The organism is Mesobacillus foraminis (assembly GCF_004340465.1).
GTDB lineage: Bacteria > Bacillota > Bacilli > Bacillales > Cytobacillaceae > Mesobacillus_B > Mesobacillus_B foraminis.
Genome location: NZ_SLVV01000012.1, coordinates 140478 through 164707 on the forward strand (window position 1 = coordinate 140478; position 24230 = coordinate 164707).

The following is a 24230-nucleotide window of genomic DNA, read 5'->3' on the forward strand; positions in this document are numbered from 1 at the left end:
AATCGGCATTTTCATCCTTCATAGAAAAAATTATTTTTGTTTGGAAGATCCCTTCCTTTCCGGTCTTGTACTTGACGAATTTTATTTTCGGTCTTGCAATGTCCTTTTTCGCTCCATTTTCTTCTTTGTTTGGCATCGATGAAGTTGGCATGAGCAATATAGGATTCGGCATTTTCATGACAGTCATGGCAGTCGGGGGAATTGTCCTATCCACTTATATTGCAAAAAGGTCAGATCTTCATATAGGTCGTAAAAAGCTGCTGATCATAACGACTTCAGCAGGGATCCTGGGCTATCTTTGTTTTGCTTTCATCCGTAACCCGTATATGTTGGGTGCCTCTGCTTTTCTACTATTAGGTACGGCTGCAGCAGCCGTGCCCCAATTATGGGCTTATGCACGCGAAGCGTTAAAGCATGCTGATGTGCCCAGCAGCCAAACTCCTTTTGTCATGAATATTTTCCGGATGTTCTTTGCCCTTGCCTGGACGGTTGGACCTGCCGTTGCTGCGTGGCTGCTTGTCATAGTTGGCTTCAGGGGACTGTTTTTATTTGTAGCAGCAGGGTATGCGCTGGGCTTGCTAGTCATCATATTCCTACTAAAGGATATTCCGAGGGTTAATCAATCAAGCCCTGAGCCAATCCGGATAAAAAGGTTCATTGCCAAGCCGCATATATCCGGAAATCTGGCTGCCGCCCTGCTGCTCGCCGCGGCTACCTCCGTCCATATGCTCAATGTGCCGCAATTTGTCACCAAAATACTGGGCGGTACAGAAATGGATGTCGGGATGATCTTCAGTGTTCCGCCAATATTTGAGGTTCCGATGATGGTTGGAGTTGGCTTGCTGGCAACCCGGTTTGATAATGGGCTGTTAATCAAGATTGGATTCGGACTGGCATTTATTTATTTTGCTTTATTTTATTTTGTCACAGAGCCATGGCAGATTTATCCTCTCCAAATTTTAAGCGCCGCACAGGTATCGATAACAGCAGGAATTGCCATTTCTTATTTCCAGGATTTTATACCTGACGCGCCGGGAACAGCAACCACCCTTTATATGAACTCAACCCAGATTGGGTCCACTGCTGGCTACTTATTGTTCGGTATCCTCGCAGAAGCCATCAGCTATGGCAATGTCATTCTTGTTTATGCCATTATTGCGGGAGTGGCGCTGCTGTGCCTCATTTTGTTTGGCAAAGAAAGGGTGAAGGCTGCTGAAACCGGTAAGGTCAGAGTCCGGAAGATATAGGAAGGTTCGGCGGATACTAATTTTTTTATGGCATTGGTACGAAGCCGGTTCTGCAAGTATATCAATTTATGGGATGTTTTCTGGCAGCGCCGAGAAACATCCCTTTATTTATAGAAGGTCTGTTTCTGGTTCCTCTATATAAATGGCTGCCCTAAGATCTAGTTGACGGAGATTAACAGGGAGAATATAATTAAGTTATCGTTTAAGTAAAAAACTTACAAACTATTAGGCTGTTTTGAAATGGAGGGCTTACCTGTGAAATTTGATCTACCTTTGTCAGAATTAGAAGAATATAAGGGCACAAATCTAAAGCCGAAAGATTTTAATGAATATTGGAATGATGCCTTAAATGAGCTGAGCCAGCTGCCGATGGATTATGAACTGATACCGGCTGATTTTACAAGTAATGTTGCGGACTGCCTCCATTTATATTTTTATGGTGCTGGAGGGGCAAAAATCCATTGCCAGCTGGTCAGGCCTAAAAGGCCAGGCAAGCAGGGGCCGGGATTATTATGGTTTCATGGCTACCACGTAAATAGTGGGGACTGGGTGGACAAGTTGGGCTATGCTGCGGAAGGTTTTACGATTCTGGCCATGGACAGCAGGGGCCAGGGCGGTTTATCGGAAGACAATCTGCAGGTAAGGGGGACGACTTTAAAGGGCCATATCATCCGTGGGATTGAAGAAAAAGACCCCCACAAACTTTATTACCGCAATGTATTTTTAGATACTGTACAAGCGGCAAGAATCCTATTTTCAATGGAAAATGTGGACCCGGAACGCGTCGGCGTCTACGGGGCCTCACAAGGCGGGGCTTTGGCCATTGCATGTGCCTCTTTGGAACCGAGAATTAAAAAAGCAGTTGCCGTCTACCCGTTTTTATCCGATTACCGAAGGGCCTGGGAACTTGACATCAGCAATTCTGCCTATGAAGAAATACACTATTACTTTAAGTTTATCGACCCAAACCATGAGAGGGAAGAAGAATTATTTAATAAGCTGGGTTACATAGATATCCAGCATCTTGCCGAAAGAATCAAGGCGGACGTGCTGTGGGCAGTTGGTATGGAGGATCAGATCTGTCCCCCTTCAACCCAGTTTGCGGCATATAACAAAATCCAGTCCAAAAAAAGACTGTTGGTTTATTATGAATATGGGCACGAACACATAAGGACATTGGGGGATAAAGTACATCCATTCTTCTGTGAGCTTTTGTAAAAATGCATCCTGAGGCGGTCAACAGAGGCCGCCTCTGTTCGAGTACGCAGTAATCATTATACTAATCTTGATAATGCACTGGTATAATTAAGTTAATAATAAGTGAAGTATTAAGTAATTCGGAGGGCTAGCTCATGAAGGGTAATATAACTATGCGTGACATTGCTGAAAAATTAGGAGTCAGCTCTGTGACAGTTTCAAAGGCACTTAATGATAAAGAAGGGGTAAGTGACGAATTAAAAAAACGAATTAAACAGGTAGCAGACGAAATGGGCTACCGTTTCAATACGCATGCTAAATCTATGAAGGAAGGGCTGTCCTATAATATCGGAATTATCATACCGGAGCAGTTCGCAGGGTCCACCCAGGCATTCTATCTGCAGTTTTACCAGCATCTTTCACAAAATATGGATGTGCATCACTATTCAGGGATCCTGCATATCCTCAGCAGGGAAGATGAACGCAATCTGGCCCTTCCCAGGATTTACACCGAGAAGAAAATAGATGGTTTTATCATGCTTGGCCAGATTAGCCCTGAATATGTAAAAATGATTCAGAATACCGATGTGCCAGTCATCTTCCTTGACTTTTACACAGACCAGACCAACATCGATTCGGTTTTGACTGACAACTTTTTTGGTGTCTATGAAATGACCAATTACCTTATTAGAAATGGCCATAAAAAAATCGCCTATGTTGGCAATATTCATTCCACAAGCAGCATCCAGGACAGGTTCCTGGGCTATTACAAATCACTGTTAGAATCGAGGATCGAACTGAATCCCGATTATATAATCAAGGACAGGGACGAATTGGGAAACTATATTCCGTTTGAACTGCCGGAGGATATGCCTACAGCGTTTGTCTGCAATTGTGATCAAGTGGCTTTTAACCTGATCAATGATTTAAAGAAAAAAGGGTATGATGTGCCAAATGATTGTTCTGTCGTAGGTTTTGACAATGATATATATGCTACTCTCACAGAACCGAAGCTTACAACAGTAGAAGTGAATATGAAAGAAATGTCAAAGGTCACGGTGAAGTTTATCATCGAAAAGATAAAGAACAGAAAGAAAACATATGGAAGAGTGATGATCAAAGGAACGATGATTTACAGGGATTCTGTCAAAAACATTCTTTAAAATTTTTCGTAAATAAAACACTTCAATTACCGCCTTCCGTTGTTTTTATAATGGAAGGTTATTTGCCGTTCCTTTCAAACCGACTAAAAAACGTAACTTAAGCAGTCATCTAATAGGTAAGAAATGGGTACTAAGAGGGAGCGATCAGGAATAAGTAGCTTTGCTCATTTCCTTCATGGAGTTTTCATTGAGCGCTATAAAATTAATGGCGTGAATCCTCTTGGATATCACGCCTGAATTGAATCGATTGACCGGTTATGCAATTGTCCGTTCGCTGTTGGGCCCTTGCCGCTGAAGATAATTGTAGAGCGCTCCGAGAAGGTTGGCATCGTTTCGGAACTGGCAGACTTCAATCACCGGTCGGACCTTGGCATTCTTGACCGAGTCAAGAATGAGATCCATTTTCTTGTAGATTTCGTCAATCAAGTCTTCACGGTTGCTGATGGCACCGCCAATAATAATCTTTTCGGGGTCGTATACATACTGAATATTAAAGATTCCTTTAGCTAAATTAAGGTAAAAATGATCAATAACCTCCTGGAAAATATGATCACCAGCTTCTGCACCTTCAAAAATGATTTTGCCATTCAGGCCAGTGCTGTCGATCCCTTTAGCCCGGGCAGCATGGCGGACAAGTGAAGCCGTTGCAGCTAATTCGCTCCAAGTCCGAAATTTCACCTTTCCATTTTCCATCACAGTATCCAATACCATATAGCCGATTTCCCCGCCATGTAAATGGACCCCTTTATGGATTTTGCGATCCTTCACCACGGCACCGCCTATGCCGGTACCGATTACTACAAAAAGTACATCAGAATTTTCTTTGCCAGCGCCCCTCCAAACCTCGCCAAGCGCTGCACAATTGGCGTCATTTTCAATTTCAACCGGCAATCCGGTCGCATTCCCGAAAATCTCTTTAAAATTAGGTCCGTGGATACAGGGAAGAGCACTTGCACCGCCTATAGTCCCTTTCTCGCTGTCAACGCCGCCAGGGGTGCTGAAGGCAAGGCCTGCCACTTGATATTCCAGCCTGTTCTCACTAGTAATTTCCAGCAGGTCTGATGTGAATTTTTCAAAATCATGCGGAGATGATGGGAACGAGCCTTTCTTCAAAAATTCGCCATTATTATTGATAACGGCATATTTAACCTCGGTCCCTCCTACGTCAAATACCATGTAATTCCTCATGGGGCCCCTCCTTTTTTTCTTGTGCTGCCTCTTTAAGAATGAATAATTTTGAAGAGAAATCGCCGGGTTTCTCTCTTTGCCAGTATTCGGATGCGCGGTCTGTAAAATCTTCTGCAAGGACAATTCCTACGTTCATTAATTCATCGCCATAATGGGTACTGCCAGTGCCTTCGAGGAAATAGAGCTTATCCGGATCCAGGCCTGTTAATTTAAGGCGGTAGTACTTATCGTTTGGCTTGGCAAGAACCTTGTAGTATCCAATCATTGCTTCCGTTTTATCCTTTGATACAACCATCCAGGATACTTCATTGGATTCAAAAGGGCTTAACAGCCGGTAGAAATCACCATTGCGAATTAACTCTCTTTTTTCTTTAAAAAAGGCTGTTTGTTGGTTTACTTTCACTTTTTCTTCATCGTTGATTTTTGTTACATCAAGTTCGTATCCAAAGGTGCCGAAGAAAGCTACATTTGCCCTTGATTCTATCGGGGTTGTTCGGCCGACCTGATGATTGGGCACAGCAGATACATGACTTCCGATGGAGTTCAATGGATACACCATCGATGTTCCATATTGTATTTTCAGCCTTTCAATGGCATCCGTATTATCGCTTGCCCAAGCCTGAGGGGCGTAATACAGCATTCCCGGATCAAAGCGCGCGCCGCCGCCGGCACAGGACTCGAATAATATATGTGGATATTTATTGATCAGCTGTTCGTATAGACGGTAGACGCCCAGGATATATCTGTGGCAGACCTCGCCTTGGCGGTCCGGATCGAGTGCCGTTGAATATGCCTCCGTTATATAGCGGTTCATATCCCATTTAATATACGAAATCTTGGATTCGCTAAGTACCGCGTCCATGAGGGAAAAGATATGATCAACCACTTCTTCTCTTGAGAAGTCCAGTATGAATTGGTTGCGGCCATGCGATGCTTTGCGTCCGGGTGTGGAAATGATCCAGTCCGGATGTTCGGCGAATAGTTTAGTATCCTTGCAAACCATTTCGGGCTCGAACCATAGGCCGAACTTCATGCCAAGGGCTTCAATCTTCTCAGATAAACCTTTAATGCCCTGTGGAAGCTTTTCTTTGTTGGGAAACCAGTCTCCCAGTGAACTGGTATCATCATGCCTTTCAGCAAACCAGCCGTCATCTAACACGAACAGCTCGATCCCAAGATCCTTTGCAGCTTTTGCAATGGTCAAAACCTTCTCCTCATTAAAGCTAAAATAAGTAGCTTCCCAGTTATTGATCAGGATAGGCCGTGGCTGGTCACGCCACTCTCCGCGGACCAGCCGGCTGCGATAAAGCTGGTGGTATGTTTGACTCATGCCATTTAGCCCATCACCCGAATAGACCATTACACATTCGGGAGTCTGAAACGACTCGCCGGGATTTAACTTCCATTTAAATTGAAAAGGGTTAATCCCCAGGGTCACCCTTGTGACTCCGTAGGTATCCACCTCTGCCTGACCAAGAAAATTCCCGCTGTATACGAGGCTGAATCCGTAGACCTCCCCGCTATGTTCTGTGGTATCAGGCCTTTTCAGCGCAAGGAAAGGGTTATGGGCGTGACTGCTGGCCCCTCTGGCGCTCTGGATGGATTGAATTCCCTTTGACAGCCTTCTGATCTCTACGTGGTTTTCTCGTGCCCAGGCTCCATGAAGGTGTACCAATTCGTAATTGTCATCCGGGAAATCAATGCTCGCGCTCATCGCCTGATTTAAATAGAAGGCTTCATCACCGGCATTAATAAATCTTGCATTGCGGCAAATCACACTGCAAGTCGAAAAGATGGTATAGCTAAGGATGAGTTTACTGTTTAAAACAGAATCCATAAGCGTAATTTCTAGGGTATCTGCTTCACTCCCGGCTTCAGTATATATAGCAGGCAAGTTTTCAAGAAGGGGTTTCCCTTCCAGAATTTTATAGCTTTCAAATTGGAAGTCGGTTATCCTGCTTCCAATTGTATCGGTAATCATGTGAGCAGGATAACGATAGTCAGTTGTTCCAAAGCTGGGATATTCCTGCTTGATGTGCTCAAGGGAAGAGGTATGGTCACCTTCAAACAGATTGCAGGATGGACGCACCTCGCGTTCGATCAGATGTCTGAAGGATTTCCGGTGCCTGATTTTCTTTCCGTAATATAAATGCTCCAGCTGGCTGCTTTTCTCTAAAACTCTGAAAATATAGCTTACCTTTCCATTAAATAGATGAAATTCTCTGCTTTCCTCATTAACCTTAATAGCCATTAAAATCACCTCGCGTTATTGGTTTAACTCTCCTTGGAAAACCCTTACATAAAGAAGGGAAGGAACGGTTTCAAAAATGTTAAGTAGTTAAATTGTATCAACATTAAAGTTAATTTACAATTAATTTTAAATAATTTTAGTTAATCGATTAATTTATAAACTATATGAAATACTGGGTGTTTAAAGTGGAATCGGGTATAACGTCAACATCTCGGCCTCGTGGGACGTGAGCAGGTGTGTTTAAGATTAGTTGTAAACGCTGTCAGTCTAATTGAAAAAATTTTTAAAAAGTATAGACATTTTTATTTTAGGGAGTATATAATGACCTTATTAAGTTAACGGTTAATATTTGTTAGGTTAATAAAAAGCTAATTTGCTATATTAACTTAAACAGCAAAAAAAAATTGAGGAGAGGTGCAGACCGGATACAGTGGAACAAGTTGTTTAAATTTTAATGTAAGGGGTTTCAATTGTTCTTAAGATTAGTTTATCTGAGGATTCATCATTAAGTATGAAGTAAGGCGGTGGAAAATGTTTAAGTCAAAAACTTTCTCATTTTATATGTTCATTTTACCCTGGCTGATTGGATTTTTTATATTCACAGCCGGTCCAATGATTTACTCCTTGTATATGTCCTTTACTGATTATTCCGGGCTAGGGGCAGCAAATTGGGTTGGAATTGAAAACTACCAAAAAATCTTTACCGAGGATCCTCTGTTTTGGCAATCTCTATGGAATACATTTTTTTACACCATTTTCGGTGTGCCGCTTGGACTGGTTGTTGGGTATTTGCTGGCGGTTCTCCTCAATGCAAAAGTAAAATTTATGGGGGCATTCAGGACAATCTTTTATCTGCCATCCCTTGTGCCGACGGTTGCCAGTTCATTGCTGTGGATATTGATCTTTCAGCCGGATTTCGGAATTGCAAACTCCATTCTTTCATTCTTTCATTTGCCGACCTCCAACTGGCTGCTGAGTGAGGAAATGGTTAAGCCTTCTCTCATTATTATGAGCCTTTGGGGTGCAGGAGGCGGCATGGTCATCTACCTGGCCGGCCTGCAAAGTGTTCCTGCAACGCTATATGAAGCAGCTGAACTTGATGGCGCAGGAAAACTGAGAAAGTTCTGGCATGTGACAGTTCCGATGACTTCAAATGTTATTTTCTTTAATTTAATCATGGGCTTGATTGGGGCCTTTCAAATTTTTACTCAAGCGTATGTTGTCAGTAATGGAAATGGCGGTCCAAACTATAAATCCCTGTTCTATGTATTCTATCTTTACCAGGACGCCTTTAAATTCTTTAAAATGGGCTATGCATCTGCACTGGCATGGATCCTGTTTATCATCATCCTGATCTTTACATTGATTCAATTTAAGGTGTTTGGAAAGAAAGTTTACTATGAATACGATGAATAGCCAGGAGGGGGAGTACCTTGGAAATCGCAGATGTTAAAGCAAAACCAGCTCTTAAAACGAAAAAAGAAAGCAGCATAAAAAGGGGAAAAATCCTGGAAAGGCTGCTTGTCTATGGACTTTTGATTGGATTGTCGATTGTCTTTATCTTTCCATTCCTTTGGCTGATTGGAACCTCCTTAAAGCCTGAAAATGAGGCTTTGACCTTTCCGCCGACACTTATTCCGAATGTATGGGACTTTGCCAATTATAAAGATGTCTTTACGATCGTCAACTTTGGACAATATTATATGAACTCTATCATTGTGACGGTTGGAACCGTGCTGGGAACCGTATTATCGTCCACTCTCGTAGCTTACGGGTTTGCACGGATCAAGGGTAAAGGCAGGGATGCATGGTTTGTCCTCCTGCTGGCCACGATGATGCTTCCGCCGCAGGTGACGATGATTCCAGTTTATATGATTTTCGCCAAGCTTGGGTGGACAAATACCTTTTTGCCGCTGGTTGTTCCGGCCTTCTTTGGGAACGCTTACTTCATTTTCCTCCTCCGGCAATTCTTTAGGACCATTCCAAAGGAACTGGAGGAATCGGCATATCTGGATGGCTGCAGTACATTAGGTATCTTTTGGAGAATCGTTCTTCCGCTTTCTGCTCCGGCCATCATTACTGTTGCTTTATTAAGTTTTATGTGGACCTGGAATGATTTCCTCGGGCCGCTGATTTATCTGAATGATGATGCCAAATATACGCTTGCACTGGGAATCCTTCAATTCAAAGGTGCATTATTAATTGAATGGGGACCAATGATGGCTGCAAGTGTGCTCATTATTCTTCCTCTGATCATTATGTTCTTTGTCGGCCAAAGGTACTTCATTGAGGGAATTGCCACAACAGGCGGCAAAGGATGATGCGGTGAAAAATGGGTTCGCCAGATAATGGCTCATCTCTATGAGGCATTATCTGTAACATTATATAAATCATTTTAAGGGGGTAGCAGTTCATGTCAAAGAATAAAAAAGGTCTTAGTATTCTGCTTTTAACATTTATATTTGCCCTGTCAGCCTTTTTGGCAGGATGTTCAGGCTCAGATTCAGAGAAATCCAGCGGGGATGCTAAAGGAGATGTAACGCTTCGAATCCTGGTCTGGAATAACAATCCTGAAGGCACAAAGTTAGAGAATGAGATATTCCAGGCATTTGAGAAAGAAAACCCTGGTGTAAAAGTAAAGATGGTGTATGCTCCGTATGATAAGTTTAATGATAAATTCCTGACGATGTCTGCCGGCGGAGACCAGCCTGACCTGGTTTGGATTCAGCCTGCTGCGTTTGGCCAATTTGTTGGAAAAGGTGTTTTAATGGATTTGTCGGACAAAGACATCAAAAAAGATGAATATATGCCAAATGTGCTTGAGCTAGGGCAAGTGGACAGCAAGCAATATGCGTTAATCCGCGATGCCTCCACATTCCAGATGGGCTACAATAAAGATATGTTCGATGCTGCAGGAGTTCCTTATCCAACAGACGAATGGACTTGGGATGATTTCCTTGCAGCTGCAAAGAAACTGACTAAAGTTGAAGGCGGCAAGACTGTACAATTTGGCATGGAAAACTACTATACTGGTGAACTATTAGTCCAGAACGGGGGATCTTTCGTAAGCCAGGATGGGAAGAAAGTAACAATCGACTCTCCTGAATCCATTGAAGCTGTTCAATTTGGATCTGACCTGATCAACAAGCATAAGGTCCAGCCAACATCAGCTCAATCACAAGGTATGTCCAACCTGTTCCTTTCTGGAAAAGCGGCTATGAAGCTGATGGGACCATGGGACTGGGCAGATACTGCAAAGAATGCAACGTTTAAATGGGATATTGTTCCGATGCCAGCAGGGAAAGCAGGCAATGTCTCAGCGGCTGCCTATTTGCCAATCGGTATCGGTAAAGGCACAAAACATCCTGAAGAGGCGTTTAAGCTGCTGGAATTCCTATCCTCTGGAAAAGGACAAGACCTGCAGATTGATACAATTTCTGCCGTCCCTGTAGTAAAGCGGAATGCTGAAAAGATCGTTGACATGAAAAATGCACCCGAAAATGCTGATTCATTGGCAACCCTTCTCCAGGAAGGCAAGACTGTGATGAACGCTCCTTATACTCCTGAATATGCGGAAATTCAAAGTAAAATCCAACCGGTCATTGACAATATTAACTTGAAGAATTTAGATGCGGAGAAAGAACTGAAGAAAGTCGCCGACCAGATCCGCAAGGAATATGGTCTGGAGTAAAAATGAAAAGAGGTACTTGCCAATTGCAAGTACCTTTTCTTAGAAGGTGAACAAATGAACAGAATGGCCAATATAAACAGCAAAATTGCAGGGATGATGGACATTGCTTTTAGCATGGCTAAAACAAGCCTATTCTTTTGGCTTTCCTTAATAAAGCGGGCTTTTATTCTAGGCCTTGTGGCTTCCTTTTGTGCATTGATCGAAACCATTAATGAAGTATGGAAGGGGAGCGGGAGGCCCGTAAGGCAATTATTTAAAGAAAACAGCCAGAAATACAAATCCACAAAAAAGGTATCACTCATGTGGTTTGTTTTCTTAATTTATGCAAGTTCATTTATTGTGCTTCCGTTTCCGGAATCGTTGCCATCAAATATAGGGCAGGTCATAAAATATGCGTTTGTTTATATGGTTTTATTGGCTGTTATTCTATTTACTTTTGTTTCTTTTAATATGGTAAAGCTCCAGTTAACCGTGAAAAAAGCTATTTTATATGGTTTTTATTTATTGGTGAAGAAGTTTACCAGCTCTATTTTCCTGCTGGCTGCATTTCTTGTCATCGCCTATCTAAGCCAGCAGAACCTGATTTTCTTCATATTCTTTGCCCCGGCCATGTATGCTCTTTCTGCAGTCCTGATTTTAGGAAAAGTATATGCGGGAATAGATAGCTGAGAGTGAAAGACGGAGTGCTGTGGATGAGCCCAGGCAAATCAACGTCCTTGCTGCGGTAATGAAGAAATTACGGGACAATTTGAAATTTATCATTAGAAAGGGGAGGGGCTTTACTAAAGTGAAGACGAAATTTGGGTAATTTTCTAATGTAATAACCTGACCCGGAGAACCATTTAAATCATCTATTACAGGAGGAGAATAAACAATGGCAAACACGAATGACAAAGTAATTCCAAAAGAATTCCTATGGGGAGGAGCCGTTACCTCATTTCAAACGGAAGGTGCCTGGAATGAAGGAGGCAAGGGTCCGTCCATCGTGGATGCCAGGCCTGTCCCGGAGAACCACTCAGACTGGAAAGTAGCTATTGATTTTTATAACCGCTACAAAGAGGATATTGCTCTATTTAAAGAATTGGGATTCAATGCCTATCGTACAAGCATTTCATGGTCAAGAATCATTCCGGATGGGGAAGGCGAGATAAATGAAGAAGGCTTGAAGTTCTATGATGACCTGTTTGATGAAATGCTGGCAAATGGCATACAGCCGGTCATAACCCTCTACCACTTTGATTTGCCGCTTGCATTGGCGGAGAAATATAATGGCTTTGCTTCCCGGAAGGTGGTGGATTTATTTGAAAGATATGCAAGAGTCGTATTTGAACGTTACGCCGGAAAAGTAAAATACTGGCTCACTTTCAATGAACAGAATCTGGTCCTCACAAATACGCATCATTGGGGCGCGACATTGCCTGAGGATAACCAGGAGGCCTTCAGGTATCAGGTCACACATAATGCTTTTATTGCTCATGCAAAGGCAGTAAAAGCACTGCATGAATTGGTCCCTGGGGGGGAAATGGCGGGAATGGTTACCTATCTCACTACGTACCCTGCTACAAGCAAGCCGGAAGATACCATCGCAAATCTGAAGGCGAAAGAGCTTCTGAATGATTTTTACTTTGATGTATTTGCCCACGGGGAATATCCGTCCTACATTACAAGCGATCTGCACAGTAAAGGAATCATGCCAGTATTTGAAGAGGGTGATGCGGAGCTGCTCAAGGAAAATACAGTCGACTATTTAAGCATCAGCTATTATCAAAGCCAGACGGTAAAGCACGTTCCCGGCAATGAAGGAGCACTCATATCCGGAGTGACACCGAACCCTAATCTAAAAACGAATGAATGGGGGTGGGCCATTGATCCAATGGGACTTCGTGTTGCCTTAAAAGATATGTACGCCCGTTACAGGCTGCCAATTTTTATCACGGAAAACGGAATTGGTGCAAGAGAGGAGCTGGATGAGAATGACACGGTCGACGACCAGTACCGAATCGATTACCTGAAAGGCCATATCCAGCAAATGAAATTGGCGATGGAAGAAGGAGTCGACGTTTTCGGATATTTGATGTGGGGTTCAACAGATATCCTCAGCTCAAAGGGGGAAATGAAAAAACGCTATGGGTTCGTTTTTGTCAACCGTGATGAAACCGATTTAAGAGACATGAAAAGGTATAAAAAGAAAAGCTTTGACTGGTTTAAGAAGGTAACAGCCTCAAATGGCACGGTGTTATAAATACATTCCTGCCCTTATAGGAGGGAATAGAACCGGACTGGGTATCCAGCCGGTTCTTTTGCAGAGCAGGGCTTCACTCTATTCATATAAATGAAAATCAGGTAAAATCAAGAATGATAGTTTTCTATAAAATGGAAATATTAAAAAGCCAGTTCTCAAAAGAGGGCTGCTGGCTAGTACGATGAATTTGGGAGGAGAGGTGTTTTAATTGATTAAGTGGGGAATTATTGGCCCGGGAAATATTGCCGCAAAATTTGCTGAGGCAGTAAAGCAAATGGAAGAGGCAGACCTTATAGCAGTAGCATCCAGGTCGAAGGAACGTGCAGAGGTTTTTGGAAAGGTTTACGGCCTGGAAGAGAGCAAATGCTATGGCGATTACCGGGAAATAGTCCAGGACGACAAGGTAGATGCCATCTACATAGCCCTGCCGCATCCTTTTCATAAGGAGGCTGCACTATTATCCATTCATCATGGAAAAGCGGTCCTGTGTGAAAAACCTGTAACCATGAATGAGGCAGAAGTAGTCGAAGTGGTTGGAGCAGCAAGGGAGAAGAAAGTATTTTTTATGGAAGCTATGAAAACCAGGTTCCTCCCCGTAAGCCGAAAAATCAAGGAGCTGATCAATGATGGTACAATTGGCGATGTCCGTTTGCTGCAGGCGGATTTTGGTTTCAATGCTCCTGTAGACCCTGCTGGAAGATTATTTAATAAAGAATTAGGCGGAGGTGCCCTGCTTGATGTAGGAATATATAATCTCTCCTATAGTTCCTATTACTTCGGAAATAAACCTGTCAGCATGAAAAGCGAGCTATACTACGGCACCACTGGTGTCGATGAAAGTTCATCCATCCTTTTAGCCTATGAAAATGGCGAACATGCGCAGCTATACAGCTCCATTACCCTGAATACACGGAGAGAGGCGAACTTCCTTGGTACAGAAGGAAGGATCTGCGTCCCAATATATTCGAATGCAGAACAGGCTTTCATCCATGTGAAAGGGGAAGAACGGAAAATCCATATTCCCTTTGAAATTAATGGGTTTGAGTACCAGATCCGGGAGGCTGTCCAATGTCTTCAGGAAGGGAAGCTGGAAAGTGAACTAATGAGCTGGGATGATTCGATTGAAGTGATGAGACTGGTGGATAGAGCCCAAAAATAGCTGGAGGTGAACGAACCTATGACTGTTTCGATTGGATTCATCGGTTTTGGGAAAAGTACAACAAGGTATCACTTGCCATATGTATTAAATAGAAAGAAGATCAGGGTTAAAACGATTTATTCGCGTACAAGGAAATATCAGCTTGAGCAGGAATATCAGGAATATGGAATACAGTTTACGGATGATTTGGACAATCTGCTTAAAGATGATGAAATTCAGAGTGTGGTCATTTGTACTCCGCATGAAACCCATTATGACCTGGCAAGGATTTGCCTGGAGCATAATAAGCATGTGATTGTAGAGAAGCCGTTTACTCCGACCGTTAAAGAAGCGCGGGAGCTTTATCGGATGGCACATGAAAGGAACCTGATTATTACCCCCTATCAGAACAGAAGGTTTGACGGCGACTTCCTTGCGCTTTCAGGAGGTGCTGGAGAAAGGATATATAGGTAAAGCTGTGGAGCTGGAATCCCATATTGATTATGATCGTCCGGGCATCCCGCTGCCTAAGGATCATGTCAACCGTGCTTTCTATGGCCTGGGTGTACATACCACGGATCAGATGGTTTCCATATTCGGAGCTCCCGAGAAGGTTTATTACGATATCCGTTCCCAAAGCGAAGGAAGCAATGATTACTATCACGTTGAGTTATTTTACAAAAATTTTAAGGCTATTGTTAAAACGAGCATGATTGTTAAAACTCCCTATCCCAGATTTATTCTTCATGGAACAAAGGGAAGTTTCATTAAATACGGCATAGATAAGCAAGAGGAATGCTTAAAGGCTGGGAGGATGCCGTGGGAAAAAGATTTTGGCATTGACCCGAAAGAAAACTATGGGAAAGTATCCTTTACTGATGAGGAAGGGAAGGATAGAAATTTGACGATCCCTACACCTTTGGGGGATTACGGGCGTTTTTATGACGTCTTTGTGGAGGCAATTGAAGGGAAAAAGGGCAGCCTGGTCACTGAGGAAGAAGCCTTGGCTGTGATTGAAATACTTGAAAATGGGTTTTCGGGGCAAAATCCAAGGGTTCACGCTTTTAATAAAAATAATAAAACTGAATAATTTAGATGATTAGTCATGCGGCACCTGCTGCATGACTTTTTTTATCAAATAATCAGACCTTTTTGAAAAGACCTAAAAATCTTAAACATTTATCTAAAAATTTTAAATTCCTTATGAAAGCGTTTCCGTTTACACTTTAGGAAAGAAAGGAGGATCCATACATGAGCTTGCGACAAGAAGTGAACGCCAGTGTAGTTTCCATGAAGAACAGTAAACCATCAAAAAAATTTAAAATCGATAAGTGGATCCCATATTTGTTTATATTGCCTTCCACATTGATGATTGTTACATTTCTATTTTATCCTATCGGAACGGTCTTTTACTACAGTGTCCAAAACTATGATGTGTCGGCTCCGTTTTATAATGGATTTGCAGGACTTGATAATTTTATAAAAATCTTTACCCAGGATAAATTATTTCTGCCAAGTCTGATGACCTCTTTTAAGTGGGTGATTTCACAGGTCGGCTTGCAGCTGATATTCGGTTTGGCGTTTGCCCTGCTCTTGAATCAGAAGTTTCGGTTCCGCGGTGCTGTCCGTGCCGCAGCCTTTATTCCATGGGCAATCTCCGGGGTGCTTGCCTCCGTTATGTGGTCCCTAATGTACAATGAGCATATGGGTGTATTCAATGACCTCCTGATGAGGCTGGGATTGATCAGTGAGAGCAAAGCCTGGCTCGCGGACAGCTCAACTGCTTTCGCGGCAGTGGTTATAGCGGAGCTTTGGAGAGGTATTCCCTTCTTCGCCATAACACTGCTGGCGTCTTTGCAAAGCATTCCCGAGGAATTATACGAAGCTGCAAGGGTTGACGGTGCAGGGAGATGGAAATCATTCATATTTGTTACTCTTCCTCAGCTGAAAAACACAATTGTCCTGACAACGCTGCTTCGGGTCATCTGGGAGTTCAATAACGTAGACCTGCTTTTCAATTTAACAGGAGGCGGCCCGGCCCACAGCACGACTACCTTAACGATGTACATTGCCGAACAGGCCGTGCACGGAAGCAACTTTGGATACGGATCCGCATTGACTGTCATCGCTTTCGGAATACTACTCGTTTTCGCGGCAGTTTACTTGAGGATTACACGGTTTGAGAGGGAGGATTAACCATGAATCGGAAATCACAGCAAAAGTTTGACAGACTCTTTACACTTAATATCCCCATCCTGGCGATGCTGATATTTACCCTGTTCCCGCTCTACTGGACAATTAACACCGCCTTTAAGCAAGAAGGGGAAATTGTTCAGCGGCCCCTGAGCTATCTGCCGGTGTCGCCAACGATCGATAACTTTGTTACCGCATGGACAAATGTCGGATTCTCAACTTACTTTAAAAATAGTTTACTAGTTGGTGTGTGTACTGTTTTAATAGTATTAGTCCTTTCGACTCTTTCAGGGTATGCATTAAGCAGGTATAAATTCAAAGGGAAACGGCCTTTTCTTTTGATGCTGCTGTGCACACAGTTCATCCCGAGGTCGATGCTGATTATCCCGTTGTTCATCATCTTCAAGAACATGGGACTGATAAGCAACCCGCTGTCCTTGATTATTACTTACGCTGCAGTTGAAATACCGTTCACGACGGTTTTGATGAATGGTTTTATCTCTAACGTTCCGCGTGAACTGGAAGAGGCGGCAATGATCGATGGATGTAATCGCTTGCAGGCAATCCGCCATGTCATCTTCCCATTGCTGATCCCTGGAATTGTGGCAACCAGCGTGTTTACCTTCATTTATACCTGGAATGAGTTCCTGCTCGCGTTAATGCTGACCAATCAGCAAGGAAGGTTTACCCTTCCGGTCGGTTTAAGCTATATGATGGGTGAATTCAATATAAACTATGGAGCTTTGGCGGCAGGTAGTGTAATCGCTTTAATTCCTGCTATTATCTTATTCGCTTATGCCCAGAAACACTTGGTGAATGGCATGGGCGGAGCAGTAAAAGGATGACTTTGGGATTTATGCAACAAAACATATATTCATAGATAGAGGGGGATTTATATGTACAAGAAGTTATCGAAAACCTTGCTTGCCTCTTCCATGGCTGCCGCATTATTGCTGGCGGGCTGCGGCGGGCAGGATTCAGCTGAAAAGTCGAATGCAGCTCCAAAGAAGGATGATCCTAATGAAGAAGTAACATTAACCTTCTGGGATGAAAATGCCGGCCCGCAAAGAACACCTATATGGGAAGAACTGATTAAGCGATTCGAAGAGGAAAACCCAAATATTGATGTAGAATATGTAGGGCTGCCAAAAGATTCTGCCAAAACGAAATATGATGCAGCCATTGCAGCGAATGATACACCGGATGTAGGCAGTGTCCAGACAAGCTGGCTGCCGGAATTCTCCCTTCGAGATGCCCTGCTGCCGCTGGATTCTTATTTCGAGGGATGGGATCAAAAAGATAAAATTAATGCGGGAGCCATTGATTTCAATAAAGATATCGTCAATGACAACAAGCTGTACGGAATCCCTTATACACAAAACCTTGATATTCTTTGGGTCCGTCCTGACTGGTTCAAGGAAAAAGGGACAAAGATTCCTGAAACCTGGGATGAATTCTTCACTGCCATCGAGGAGCAGACTGACAAGGCTAACAACAGGTACGGCTATACCATCCGGGGCGGAGCAGGCGGTTCCTTCCAGCTTCAGCGCTTGATGTATGCTTACTCTGGTGAAGAGGAGTATATCAAAGATGGCAAAAGTACAATCAACAGCCCTGAGCATGCAGAATTCCTTAAAAAGTACTTTGCCCTTTACAAAGAATATACACCGAAGAGTGATATCACAAATGGATATAAGGAAATGATTGCTGGTTTTGATACAGGTGCCGTAGCTATGGTCCAGCATAATATTGGGTCTTTCGGTGAACATAGTGAGGCTCTGGAGCCAGACCAGTTCCAAGCGATTCCGCTTCCTAAAACTCCGGATGGAAAATATGTAGCAGAAGGCGGCAATACAATCGGAGTGAGTATCTTTAAGGATACTGAACATCCGGAGGCAGCCTGGAAGTTTACAAGCTTCTTAAACTCAAAGGAAAGCCAAAGCTACTGGAATCAAGAGGTTGGCCAAATCCCTACAAACGCTGATGTATTAGAAGAAGCATGGGTTAAAGAATCTCCTCATATTCAAACGGCATTTAAAGTATATGACGATCCAAATACAATTCTATATAAGCCGCCGTTCTATCTTCCTGAATACAGGTCCATCCTTGATTCAACAGTTGACTCTGGTACTCAGGCCGTCTTAAGCGGGAAGATGTCGGTAGAGGACTTCCTGGACGAATGGGCAACTGCCGTCGAGGAAGCACAAAAGAAATACGACGAACATTTCAAGAAATAATCACTCAGATAAAGCCGTCTGGAAATCGACTCATTTCAAGGCGGCTTAATCTCTTTAAAATCATTTATTCCTAAGAAGTAAGCTAAATCATTTTACATACAGGAGGGTTCTTTCCATATGAGTTATTCCGATACAACACAAACTGAAGTGACTTCTGAAACAGCGATTGCAATGGCCGAGCTTGCGTGCGACACCTTAATGCGCAATTTCACTCCAGCTCAGCTGCCGCCTGCCAATGTGTGGCATTATCACCAGGGCGTTTTCCTTTATGGCATGCAGCGTGTTTGGGAAAAGAATGGGGAAGCACGGTATTTCGACTATATAAAGAGCTATATTGATAATCTTTTGGACGAGGAAGGAAATTTTCTCTTTGAAAGAGACCAGCTTGATTCAATACAGGTAGGTATTCTCCTTTTTCCTCTGCTCAATGAAACGAGAGAAGAGCGGTATCGCAAAGCTGCGGTTAAGCTAAGAAATTTATTTGGCACTCTCAATACAACAAAAGAAGGCGGCTTTTGGCATAAAGATAAATATCCATATCAAATGTGGCTTGACGGATTGTTCATGGCAGGTCCGTTTGCCTTGATGTATGACCAGGCTTTTGGAGATCCTCAATTAGTGGATCAGGTTTTATATCAAGAAAAACTGATGAGGAAAAACATGAAGGATCCAGATTCTGGGCTGCTTTACCATGCATGGGATGAAACAAGGAGCATGGCCTGGGCCGACAAGGAAACAGGCTGTTCTCCCGAATTTTGGGGAAGATCGGTGGGATGGTATGGCACAGCCTTGATTGATATCCTTGACCTGCTGCCCGAAGACCATAATGGAAGAGCAGACCTGATCTCTGCGTTAGAGGGACTCATTCAAAGTTATTCCGACTATCAGGATGAAAAAACCGGACTTTGGTATCAAATTGTTGATAAAGGTAGCCAGGAAGATAACTGGCTTGAATCCTCCTGTTCTTCTCTATTTGTCTATACAATTGCGAGAGCGGTGGAAGAAGGCTATGTAGATAAAAAGTACTTGGATACTGCCAGGAAAGCATATCAGGGCTTGCTGGCCCAAATGATTGAAACCACCGAAGATTCCCTGACAATGAAGGGAATTTGCATTGGTACCTCCGCAGGGGTCTACGACTATTACGTATCCCGGCCAGTGTCAGAGAATGATCTTCATGGGGTTGGAGCATTTATACTGGCCAGCATGGCACTGGCCAATATCATCGAATAGGGAGTGGGGAGATGAAAAAAACGGTCAGCAGTATTCTCGCAGCTTCTATACTGGCTTTGGGAATTTCATCCGCGTCCGCAGCGTCAAATGATCTGGGGAGACAAACGTTGCCGCAAAATGATGGATGGGCTTCCTATGGAGAAGGGACTACAGGCGGAGCAGATGCAGCTAACAGCCAGATCTTTACCGTATCCAATAAACAGGAACTAGTGAAGGCCCTGGGTGCCGGCGGTAAAAATACTCCTAAAATTATTTATGTTGACGGCGCCATTGATTTCAATGTTGATGAAAACAATCAACCGATAGGCCCTGAATATTATGCGGATGAAGAATACGACTTTAATGCCTATCTCGCAGCCTATAACCCTGAAACCTGGGGGCTTGACAGAGAAGTAAGCGGTCCTCTGGAGGAAGTCAGGGCCCGCGCCCAGAAGAAGCAAAAGGCAGAGGTTGTGGTCAATATTGGATCCAATACTTCTATTATCGGACTTGGGAGCGATGCCAAAATCATTGGCGGAAGCTTCATAATGAGCGGTGTTGAGAATATCATCATCCGGAACATTGAATTTGAAGCGCCCCGGGATTTCTTCCCGCAATGGGACCCAACCGATGGCAGCTATGGTGAGTGGAATTCAGAATATGACAATGTGACGATTACAAATGGGTCTCATCATGTATGGCTTGATCATAATACCTTTAGTGATGGTGAACACCATGACGGAGATTCAGGCAAAATATTTGGACGTACCTATCAGCAGCATGATGGTCTGCTTGATGTTACAAATGCGTCCGACTATGTGACTATCTCTTACAATGTTTTCCATGACCATGATAAGGTTTCGCTCATAGGATCCAGTGACAGCAGGACATCTGACCGCGATCATTTAAAGGTCACTCTTCACCACAACTATTATAAGAATCTAACTCAGCGATTGCCGCGCGTCCGCTATGGACAGGTGCACATATACAACAACTATTATGAATTCTCGAAGGAATCCGGATATAAGTTTGACTATGCTTTGGGTGTCGGGATTGAATCTAAGATTTATGCTGAAAATAATTTCTTCCAATTCGATTATGATATCGATCCAGGGAAGATCATCAAGGATTGGAAAGGGACAACCATTTACGAGGATGGTTCCTATGTTGGCGGAAAGAGCAGCGCCCGGCAAGTAGACCTGGTAGACGCGTTTAATCATTCCCATGACCTTCAGCTTAGCGAAAATGTAGGCTGGAAGCCATCTTTAGTTACGAACATCCATCCAACGCAGGCTGTGCCTGCTATAGTCAAAGCGAAGGCAGGAGCAGGAAACGCAAGGTAAGGAAACAGTCCGTGGATACCCAATCCACGGACTGTTTCTATTTTTCTTAAATAAGAATTATATGAATTTTCCCCATTTACCGCCAAAGGGTTATGAGGTATCGTATAATAGGATAATCCTATAATAATAGAAAGGATTGGGCCATCAAACAGCCTGGGAGTTCATATGTCCAAATATAAAATAGGTCGTCTTATTCGAAAATACTTTTTATTTTCCTTCCGGTCAACAATCATTTCTTTGTTCCTGCCTGTCATGATTTTCTTTATTGCGATAACAGGGTTCTTATCCTACAGAGTGGCGGTAACACAGCTGGAAGAGAATGCATTCAAAAATATAGAGGACACCGTCTTCCAAACCAAAGGGTATTTGGAGAATCGGCTTTCGGACGTGTTCGAACAATTGGTGGCGTTTTCAAATGATCCAAGGACGCTTTCCATTATCAATTCGGAGCAGTTTGAGGCTGACCCGGAAGATTACATTGAGATGAACAGCTTTTTAAAAACAATTCACTTAAATTATAATTCCATCATTGAATCCATCTACGTAGATATGAATCATGGGGCGTTCACTCTATACCAAAGCCAGTATCCTACTAAAATTAAAGAATTTCCCTATAAAGAATATGAAGATCTATACAAAGGCAATGATGAAGGTTTCTATTGGCACAACGTACATAAGGATGACATTTTTAAAAGTGAAAGCAAAGTTGTAAGCGTTTTTAAATTGGTTGGGAACCAGGCTTCCGACGCAAGTGGAGTCCTGCTGTTTAATTTGCGGAATGATTTTTTTGAGAAGGTCCTCAACAAATCCTTGATTGGCGAACACGGTTATATTGCACTGGTAAGTCCGGACGGAACATTAAATTCCAAGGATATGGCGGATGAATATCTTTTGAGCGAAGAGAATCTGAGATATCTGAAGGATTTACAAGAAGACAGCGGAAGATATGAATTCCAGAGTGATGATGGCCGAAAAATGATGGTTATTTACGAGACAATCGGAATCAATAAGTGGAAGGTAGCGGCTGTTTTTTCAACCGATGCAATCACAGAAAAAGCTGACTATATCAAGTATATCACCTTAATTGTAATACTCGTTTTAGTAGGAATCGCTATCCTGATTGCCAACTTTTTCGCCCGGTATATATCTAGTCCTGTTTCCACATTGGTGGAACAGTCAAAATCAATTAATGAAAATAATCTGACAATGAACTATAACCATAACGGGCCCCGGGAAATAAAAATTTTAAATAATGCAATGGAGGATTTATTAACCCGCGTTAATCATTTATTGGATCAAATTAAGCTGGAACAGGAAGAAAAACGGCAGTTGGAGTTCGCTATTCTTCATTCCCAGATAAATCCCCATTTCCTGTACAATACGCTGTATTCAATAAAAGGGCTATGCGATATGGGTCTCAATGGAGAGGCCAGTTCCATGATAACGGCATTGTCCAACTTTTTCAGGATCTCAATCAGCAAAGGAAAGGAGATCATCTCCCTGGAGGAAGAAATCACCCATATCAGAAATTATCTTGTTATCCAGGAAATGAGATATGGAGACGACTTTTCCTATCAAATAGAAATGGATGAAAAGATTTTAAACTGGGAAATTGTTAAATTGACACTCCAGCCATTAATTGAAAACGCAATCTATCATGGTGTAAAACTAAAGCGGGAAAAAGGGATCATTGCCGTCAAGGGGTATGAGAAGGGAGAAACCATCGTGTTGGAAGTCATGGACAATGGAGGCGGAATCAGCAAGGAAAGGCTTGCTGAAATAAGGGCTGAGCTGGAAAAAACGAGTGAACATTCCTCAACTATTGGAATCGGCCTGAAGAGCGTCCATGAAAGAATCCGCATGCATTTCGGTTCGCCATATGGACTGGTTCTGGAGAGCGAAGAAGGAAAGGGAACAAAAAATACGGTAATAATTCCAAAAACCAGGGGGGGAGTTTAAAAGATGTACAAGGTGGTAATTGTTGATGACGACCGTATTATCCGCAGGGGACTAGCTACTGTGGTGCCCTGGGAAAAACATGGGTTTCAGCTGGTTGGTGAAGCAGCAGATGGCGAACAAGGCCTTGAGCTTATTGAACGGGAGAATCCCCATATCGTTGTCTCTGATATCAAGATGCCGTTCTTGGATGGATTGGAGATGGCAAAGGAAATAAGAAAGAAAAACAACAGGACAAAGATTATCCTGCTGACAGGGTATGAGGATTTTAAATATGCTCATGAAGCCATCAAAGTCCGGGCATTCGATTATCTGCTTAAGCCTGTAGAGACAGAAAGCCTGCTTGAAAAGGTAAAGCAGGCTTCACGGGAATGGGAGGATGAGTACCTGCGGGAAAAGCAAATCAGTGAAGGGAGCCAGGCAATCGAAAAGGAGTTTCTTAAAAAACTGTCCAACCCGTTGTCAGGAGCAATAGAAGTGCCGCGGTTCGAAGAGGAATGCATCCCGCTGATCAAACTGGGATTATCCGAAAAGGTATCAGGATATCTGGAAAATACTCAAAACAATCTGATGAGCAAGGATATTTCCCTGGAGGATGTCAAGCTGATGGCCATCCGCTTAATGAGCCTGATTATTCATGAATCTTCAAAGTGGGCAAAAACCTGGGACCATTCCAGATTCATAGATGCACAAAATGAAATAATGAGCATGGAAACCATAACGGAAATATTTGAAACGCTGGAGAAAATGGCGGTGAACCTCGCAGCTTTCGTAAACGGATTGAACAAAAACCAAAAACATTCCTTGGTGGACAAAGCGATCGACTATATTAAACAGAATTATCATAACGAGGATTTGTCCCTGCAAACAGTAGCAGAAAAGGTACATGTCAGTCCAGCCTATTTAAGCAATTTATTTAAGGTGGAAAAGGGCTTTAACTTCGGGGAATTTTTATTGGAGACCAGGATGAAAGCGGCAATGGAAATTTTTCGTCAAAGGGATTTTAAAACCTATGAAGTAGCCGAGCAGGTTGGTTACGCGAATCCGCAATATTTCAGCAGCAGCTTTAAGAAATACACAGGCTACTCACCCGCTGAGTTTAAGAAGCTTAAATAGTGAGCTTATAAATCTCGATGCAGGATACTTATGTTATATGGTTTTCGGCTTTACTC

General features: G+C 43.0%; 18 protein-coding genes and 1 pseudogene. 17 read left to right on the forward strand and 2 right to left on the reverse strand.

Translation table 11 applies throughout. The features are described from left to right. Positions 1-71: 71 nt before the first annotated feature. The 3 genes from EV146_RS21400 to EV146_RS21410 all read left to right on the forward strand — a co-directional run bounded on the left by EV146_RS21400 (position 72) and on the right by EV146_RS21410 (position 3607). Complete coding sequence (locus EV146_RS21400) at positions 72-1247, forward strand: sugar efflux transporter (protein ID WP_158287161.1); 1176 nt, start codon at positions 72-74, stop codon at positions 1245-1247. Between the two features lie 255 nt (positions 1248-1502). After that, on the forward strand, positions 1503-2465 hold the full coding sequence (locus EV146_RS21405; RefSeq protein WP_132010575.1) for an acetylxylan esterase: 963 nt from the start codon (positions 1503-1505) through the stop codon (positions 2463-2465). A gap of 134 nt (positions 2466-2599) precedes the next feature. Further along, positions 2600-3607 (forward strand): substrate-binding domain-containing protein, encoded by a 1008-nt coding sequence (locus EV146_RS21410; protein WP_132010577.1) that lies wholly within the window; start codon positions 2600-2602, stop codon positions 3605-3607. Between the two features lie 255 nt (positions 3608-3862). Here EV146_RS21410 and EV146_RS21415 read toward each other — a convergent pair whose 3' ends face one another. Both EV146_RS21415 and EV146_RS21420 read right to left on the reverse strand, forming a co-directional pair. Further along, positions 3863-4795 (reverse strand): ROK family protein, encoded by a 933-nt coding sequence (locus EV146_RS21415; RefSeq protein ID WP_132010579.1) that lies wholly within the window; start codon positions 4793-4795, stop codon positions 3863-3865. Continuing rightward, on the reverse strand, positions 4773-7046 hold the full coding sequence (locus tag EV146_RS21420) for an alpha-galactosidase (protein ID WP_132010581.1): 2274 nt from the start codon (positions 7044-7046) through the stop codon (positions 4773-4775). The genes EV146_RS21415 and EV146_RS21420 overlap by 23 nt, the downstream gene beginning before the upstream one ends. Before the next feature lie 531 nt (positions 7047-7577). On the opposite strand from EV146_RS21420, the gene EV146_RS21425 reads away from it, so the two are divergent. From EV146_RS21425 to EV146_RS21490, 14 genes and pseudogenes are all read left to right on the forward strand, one after another. Further along, positions 7578-8462 (forward strand): carbohydrate ABC transporter permease, encoded by an 885-nt coding sequence (locus EV146_RS21425; RefSeq protein WP_121611287.1) that lies wholly within the window; start codon positions 7578-7580, stop codon positions 8460-8462. A 17-nt stretch (positions 8463-8479) separates the two neighbouring features. After that, positions 8480-9367: a carbohydrate ABC transporter permease gene (locus EV146_RS21430; protein ID WP_241994001.1), complete on the forward strand. Its 888-nt coding sequence runs from the start codon at positions 8480-8482 to the stop codon at positions 9365-9367. A 92-nt stretch (positions 9368-9459) separates the two neighbouring features. Continuing rightward, entirely contained in the window at positions 9460-10737 is a 1278-nt protein-coding gene (locus EV146_RS21435; protein ID WP_132010583.1) for an ABC transporter substrate-binding protein, read from the forward strand. Between the two features lie 54 nt (positions 10738-10791). Beyond that, positions 10792-11406 carry a hypothetical protein gene (locus EV146_RS21440; RefSeq protein WP_132010585.1) on the forward strand — a complete coding sequence of 205 codons (615 nt, stop codon included), beginning with the start codon at positions 10792-10794 and terminating at the stop codon, positions 11404-11406. Positions 11407-11611: 205 nt separating this feature from the next. Beyond that, on the forward strand, positions 11612-12979 hold the full coding sequence (locus EV146_RS21445; protein ID WP_132010587.1) for a glycoside hydrolase family 1 protein: 1368 nt from the start codon (positions 11612-11614) through the stop codon (positions 12977-12979). Between the two features lie 208 nt (positions 12980-13187). Next, positions 13188-14138 (forward strand): Gfo/Idh/MocA family protein, encoded by a 951-nt coding sequence (locus EV146_RS21450; RefSeq protein ID WP_132010589.1) that lies wholly within the window; start codon positions 13188-13190, stop codon positions 14136-14138. An 18-nt stretch (positions 14139-14156) separates the two neighbouring features. Beyond that, positions 14157-15207 (forward strand): annotated as a pseudogene (locus EV146_RS21455) (oxidoreductase). A gap of 161 nt (positions 15208-15368) precedes the next feature. Further along, complete coding sequence (locus EV146_RS21460; RefSeq protein WP_132010591.1) at positions 15369-16313, forward strand: carbohydrate ABC transporter permease; 945 nt, start codon at positions 15369-15371, stop codon at positions 16311-16313. 2 nt (positions 16314-16315) lie between these two features. After that, positions 16316-17155, forward strand: coding sequence for a carbohydrate ABC transporter permease (locus tag EV146_RS21465; RefSeq protein WP_132010593.1), 840 nt, complete (start codon positions 16316-16318; stop codon positions 17153-17155). A gap of 51 nt (positions 17156-17206) precedes the next feature. After that, entirely contained in the window at positions 17207-18547 is a 1341-nt protein-coding gene (locus tag EV146_RS21470) for an ABC transporter substrate-binding protein (protein WP_132010595.1), read from the forward strand. A gap of 117 nt (positions 18548-18664) precedes the next feature. Beyond that, a complete protein-coding gene (locus EV146_RS21475; RefSeq protein WP_132010597.1) occupies positions 18665-19780 on the forward strand; it encodes a glycoside hydrolase family 88/105 protein in 1116 nt (371 codons plus the stop codon). Between the two features lie 11 nt (positions 19781-19791). After that, positions 19792-21102 (forward strand): pectate lyase family protein, encoded by a 1311-nt coding sequence (locus EV146_RS21480; RefSeq protein ID WP_132010599.1) that lies wholly within the window; start codon positions 19792-19794, stop codon positions 21100-21102. A gap of 165 nt (positions 21103-21267) precedes the next feature. Beyond that, positions 21268-23061: a sensor histidine kinase gene (locus tag EV146_RS21485; protein WP_132010601.1), complete on the forward strand. Its 1794-nt coding sequence runs from the start codon at positions 21268-21270 to the stop codon at positions 23059-23061. Positions 23062-23064: 3 nt separating this feature from the next. Next, positions 23065-24174 carry a response regulator transcription factor gene (locus EV146_RS21490; RefSeq protein WP_132010603.1) on the forward strand — a complete coding sequence of 370 codons (1110 nt, stop codon included), beginning with the start codon at positions 23065-23067 and terminating at the stop codon, positions 24172-24174. Positions 24175-24230 lie beyond the last annotated feature (56 nt).

Bases quoted from the DNA above. Each gene is read 5' to 3' on its own strand.
- EV146_RS21410 (WP_132010577.1), top strand. From the start codon at position 2,600: ATGAAGGGTAATATAACTATGCGTGACATTGCTGAAAAATTAGGAGTC.
- EV146_RS21415 (WP_132010579.1), bottom strand. From the start codon at position 4,795: ATGAGGAATTACATGGTATTTGACGTAGGAGGGACCGAGGTTAAATAT.
- EV146_RS21420 (WP_132010581.1), bottom strand. From the start codon at position 7,046: ATGGCTATTAAGGTTAATGAGGAAAGCAGAGAATTTCATCTATTTAAT.
- EV146_RS21425 (WP_121611287.1), top strand. From the start codon at position 7,578: ATGTTTAAGTCAAAAACTTTCTCATTTTATATGTTCATTTTACCCTGG.
- EV146_RS21435 (WP_132010583.1), top strand. From the start codon at position 9,460: ATGTCAAAGAATAAAAAAGGTCTTAGTATTCTGCTTTTAACATTTATA.
- EV146_RS21440 (WP_132010585.1), top strand. From the start codon at position 10,792: ATGAACAGAATGGCCAATATAAACAGCAAAATTGCAGGGATGATGGAC.
- EV146_RS21445 (WP_132010587.1), top strand. From the start codon at position 11,612: ATGGCAAACACGAATGACAAAGTAATTCCAAAAGAATTCCTATGGGGA.
- EV146_RS21460 (WP_132010591.1), top strand. From the start codon at position 15,369: ATGAGCTTGCGACAAGAAGTGAACGCCAGTGTAGTTTCCATGAAGAAC.
- EV146_RS21465 (WP_132010593.1), top strand. From the start codon at position 16,316: ATGAATCGGAAATCACAGCAAAAGTTTGACAGACTCTTTACACTTAAT.
- EV146_RS21470 (WP_132010595.1), top strand. From the start codon at position 17,207: ATGTACAAGAAGTTATCGAAAACCTTGCTTGCCTCTTCCATGGCTGCC.
- EV146_RS21475 (WP_132010597.1), top strand. From the start codon at position 18,665: ATGAGTTATTCCGATACAACACAAACTGAAGTGACTTCTGAAACAGCG.
- EV146_RS21480 (WP_132010599.1), top strand. From the start codon at position 19,792: ATGAAAAAAACGGTCAGCAGTATTCTCGCAGCTTCTATACTGGCTTTG.
- EV146_RS21485 (WP_132010601.1), top strand. From the start codon at position 21,268: ATGTCCAAATATAAAATAGGTCGTCTTATTCGAAAATACTTTTTATTT.
- EV146_RS21490 (WP_132010603.1), top strand. From the start codon at position 23,065: ATGTACAAGGTGGTAATTGTTGATGACGACCGTATTATCCGCAGGGGA.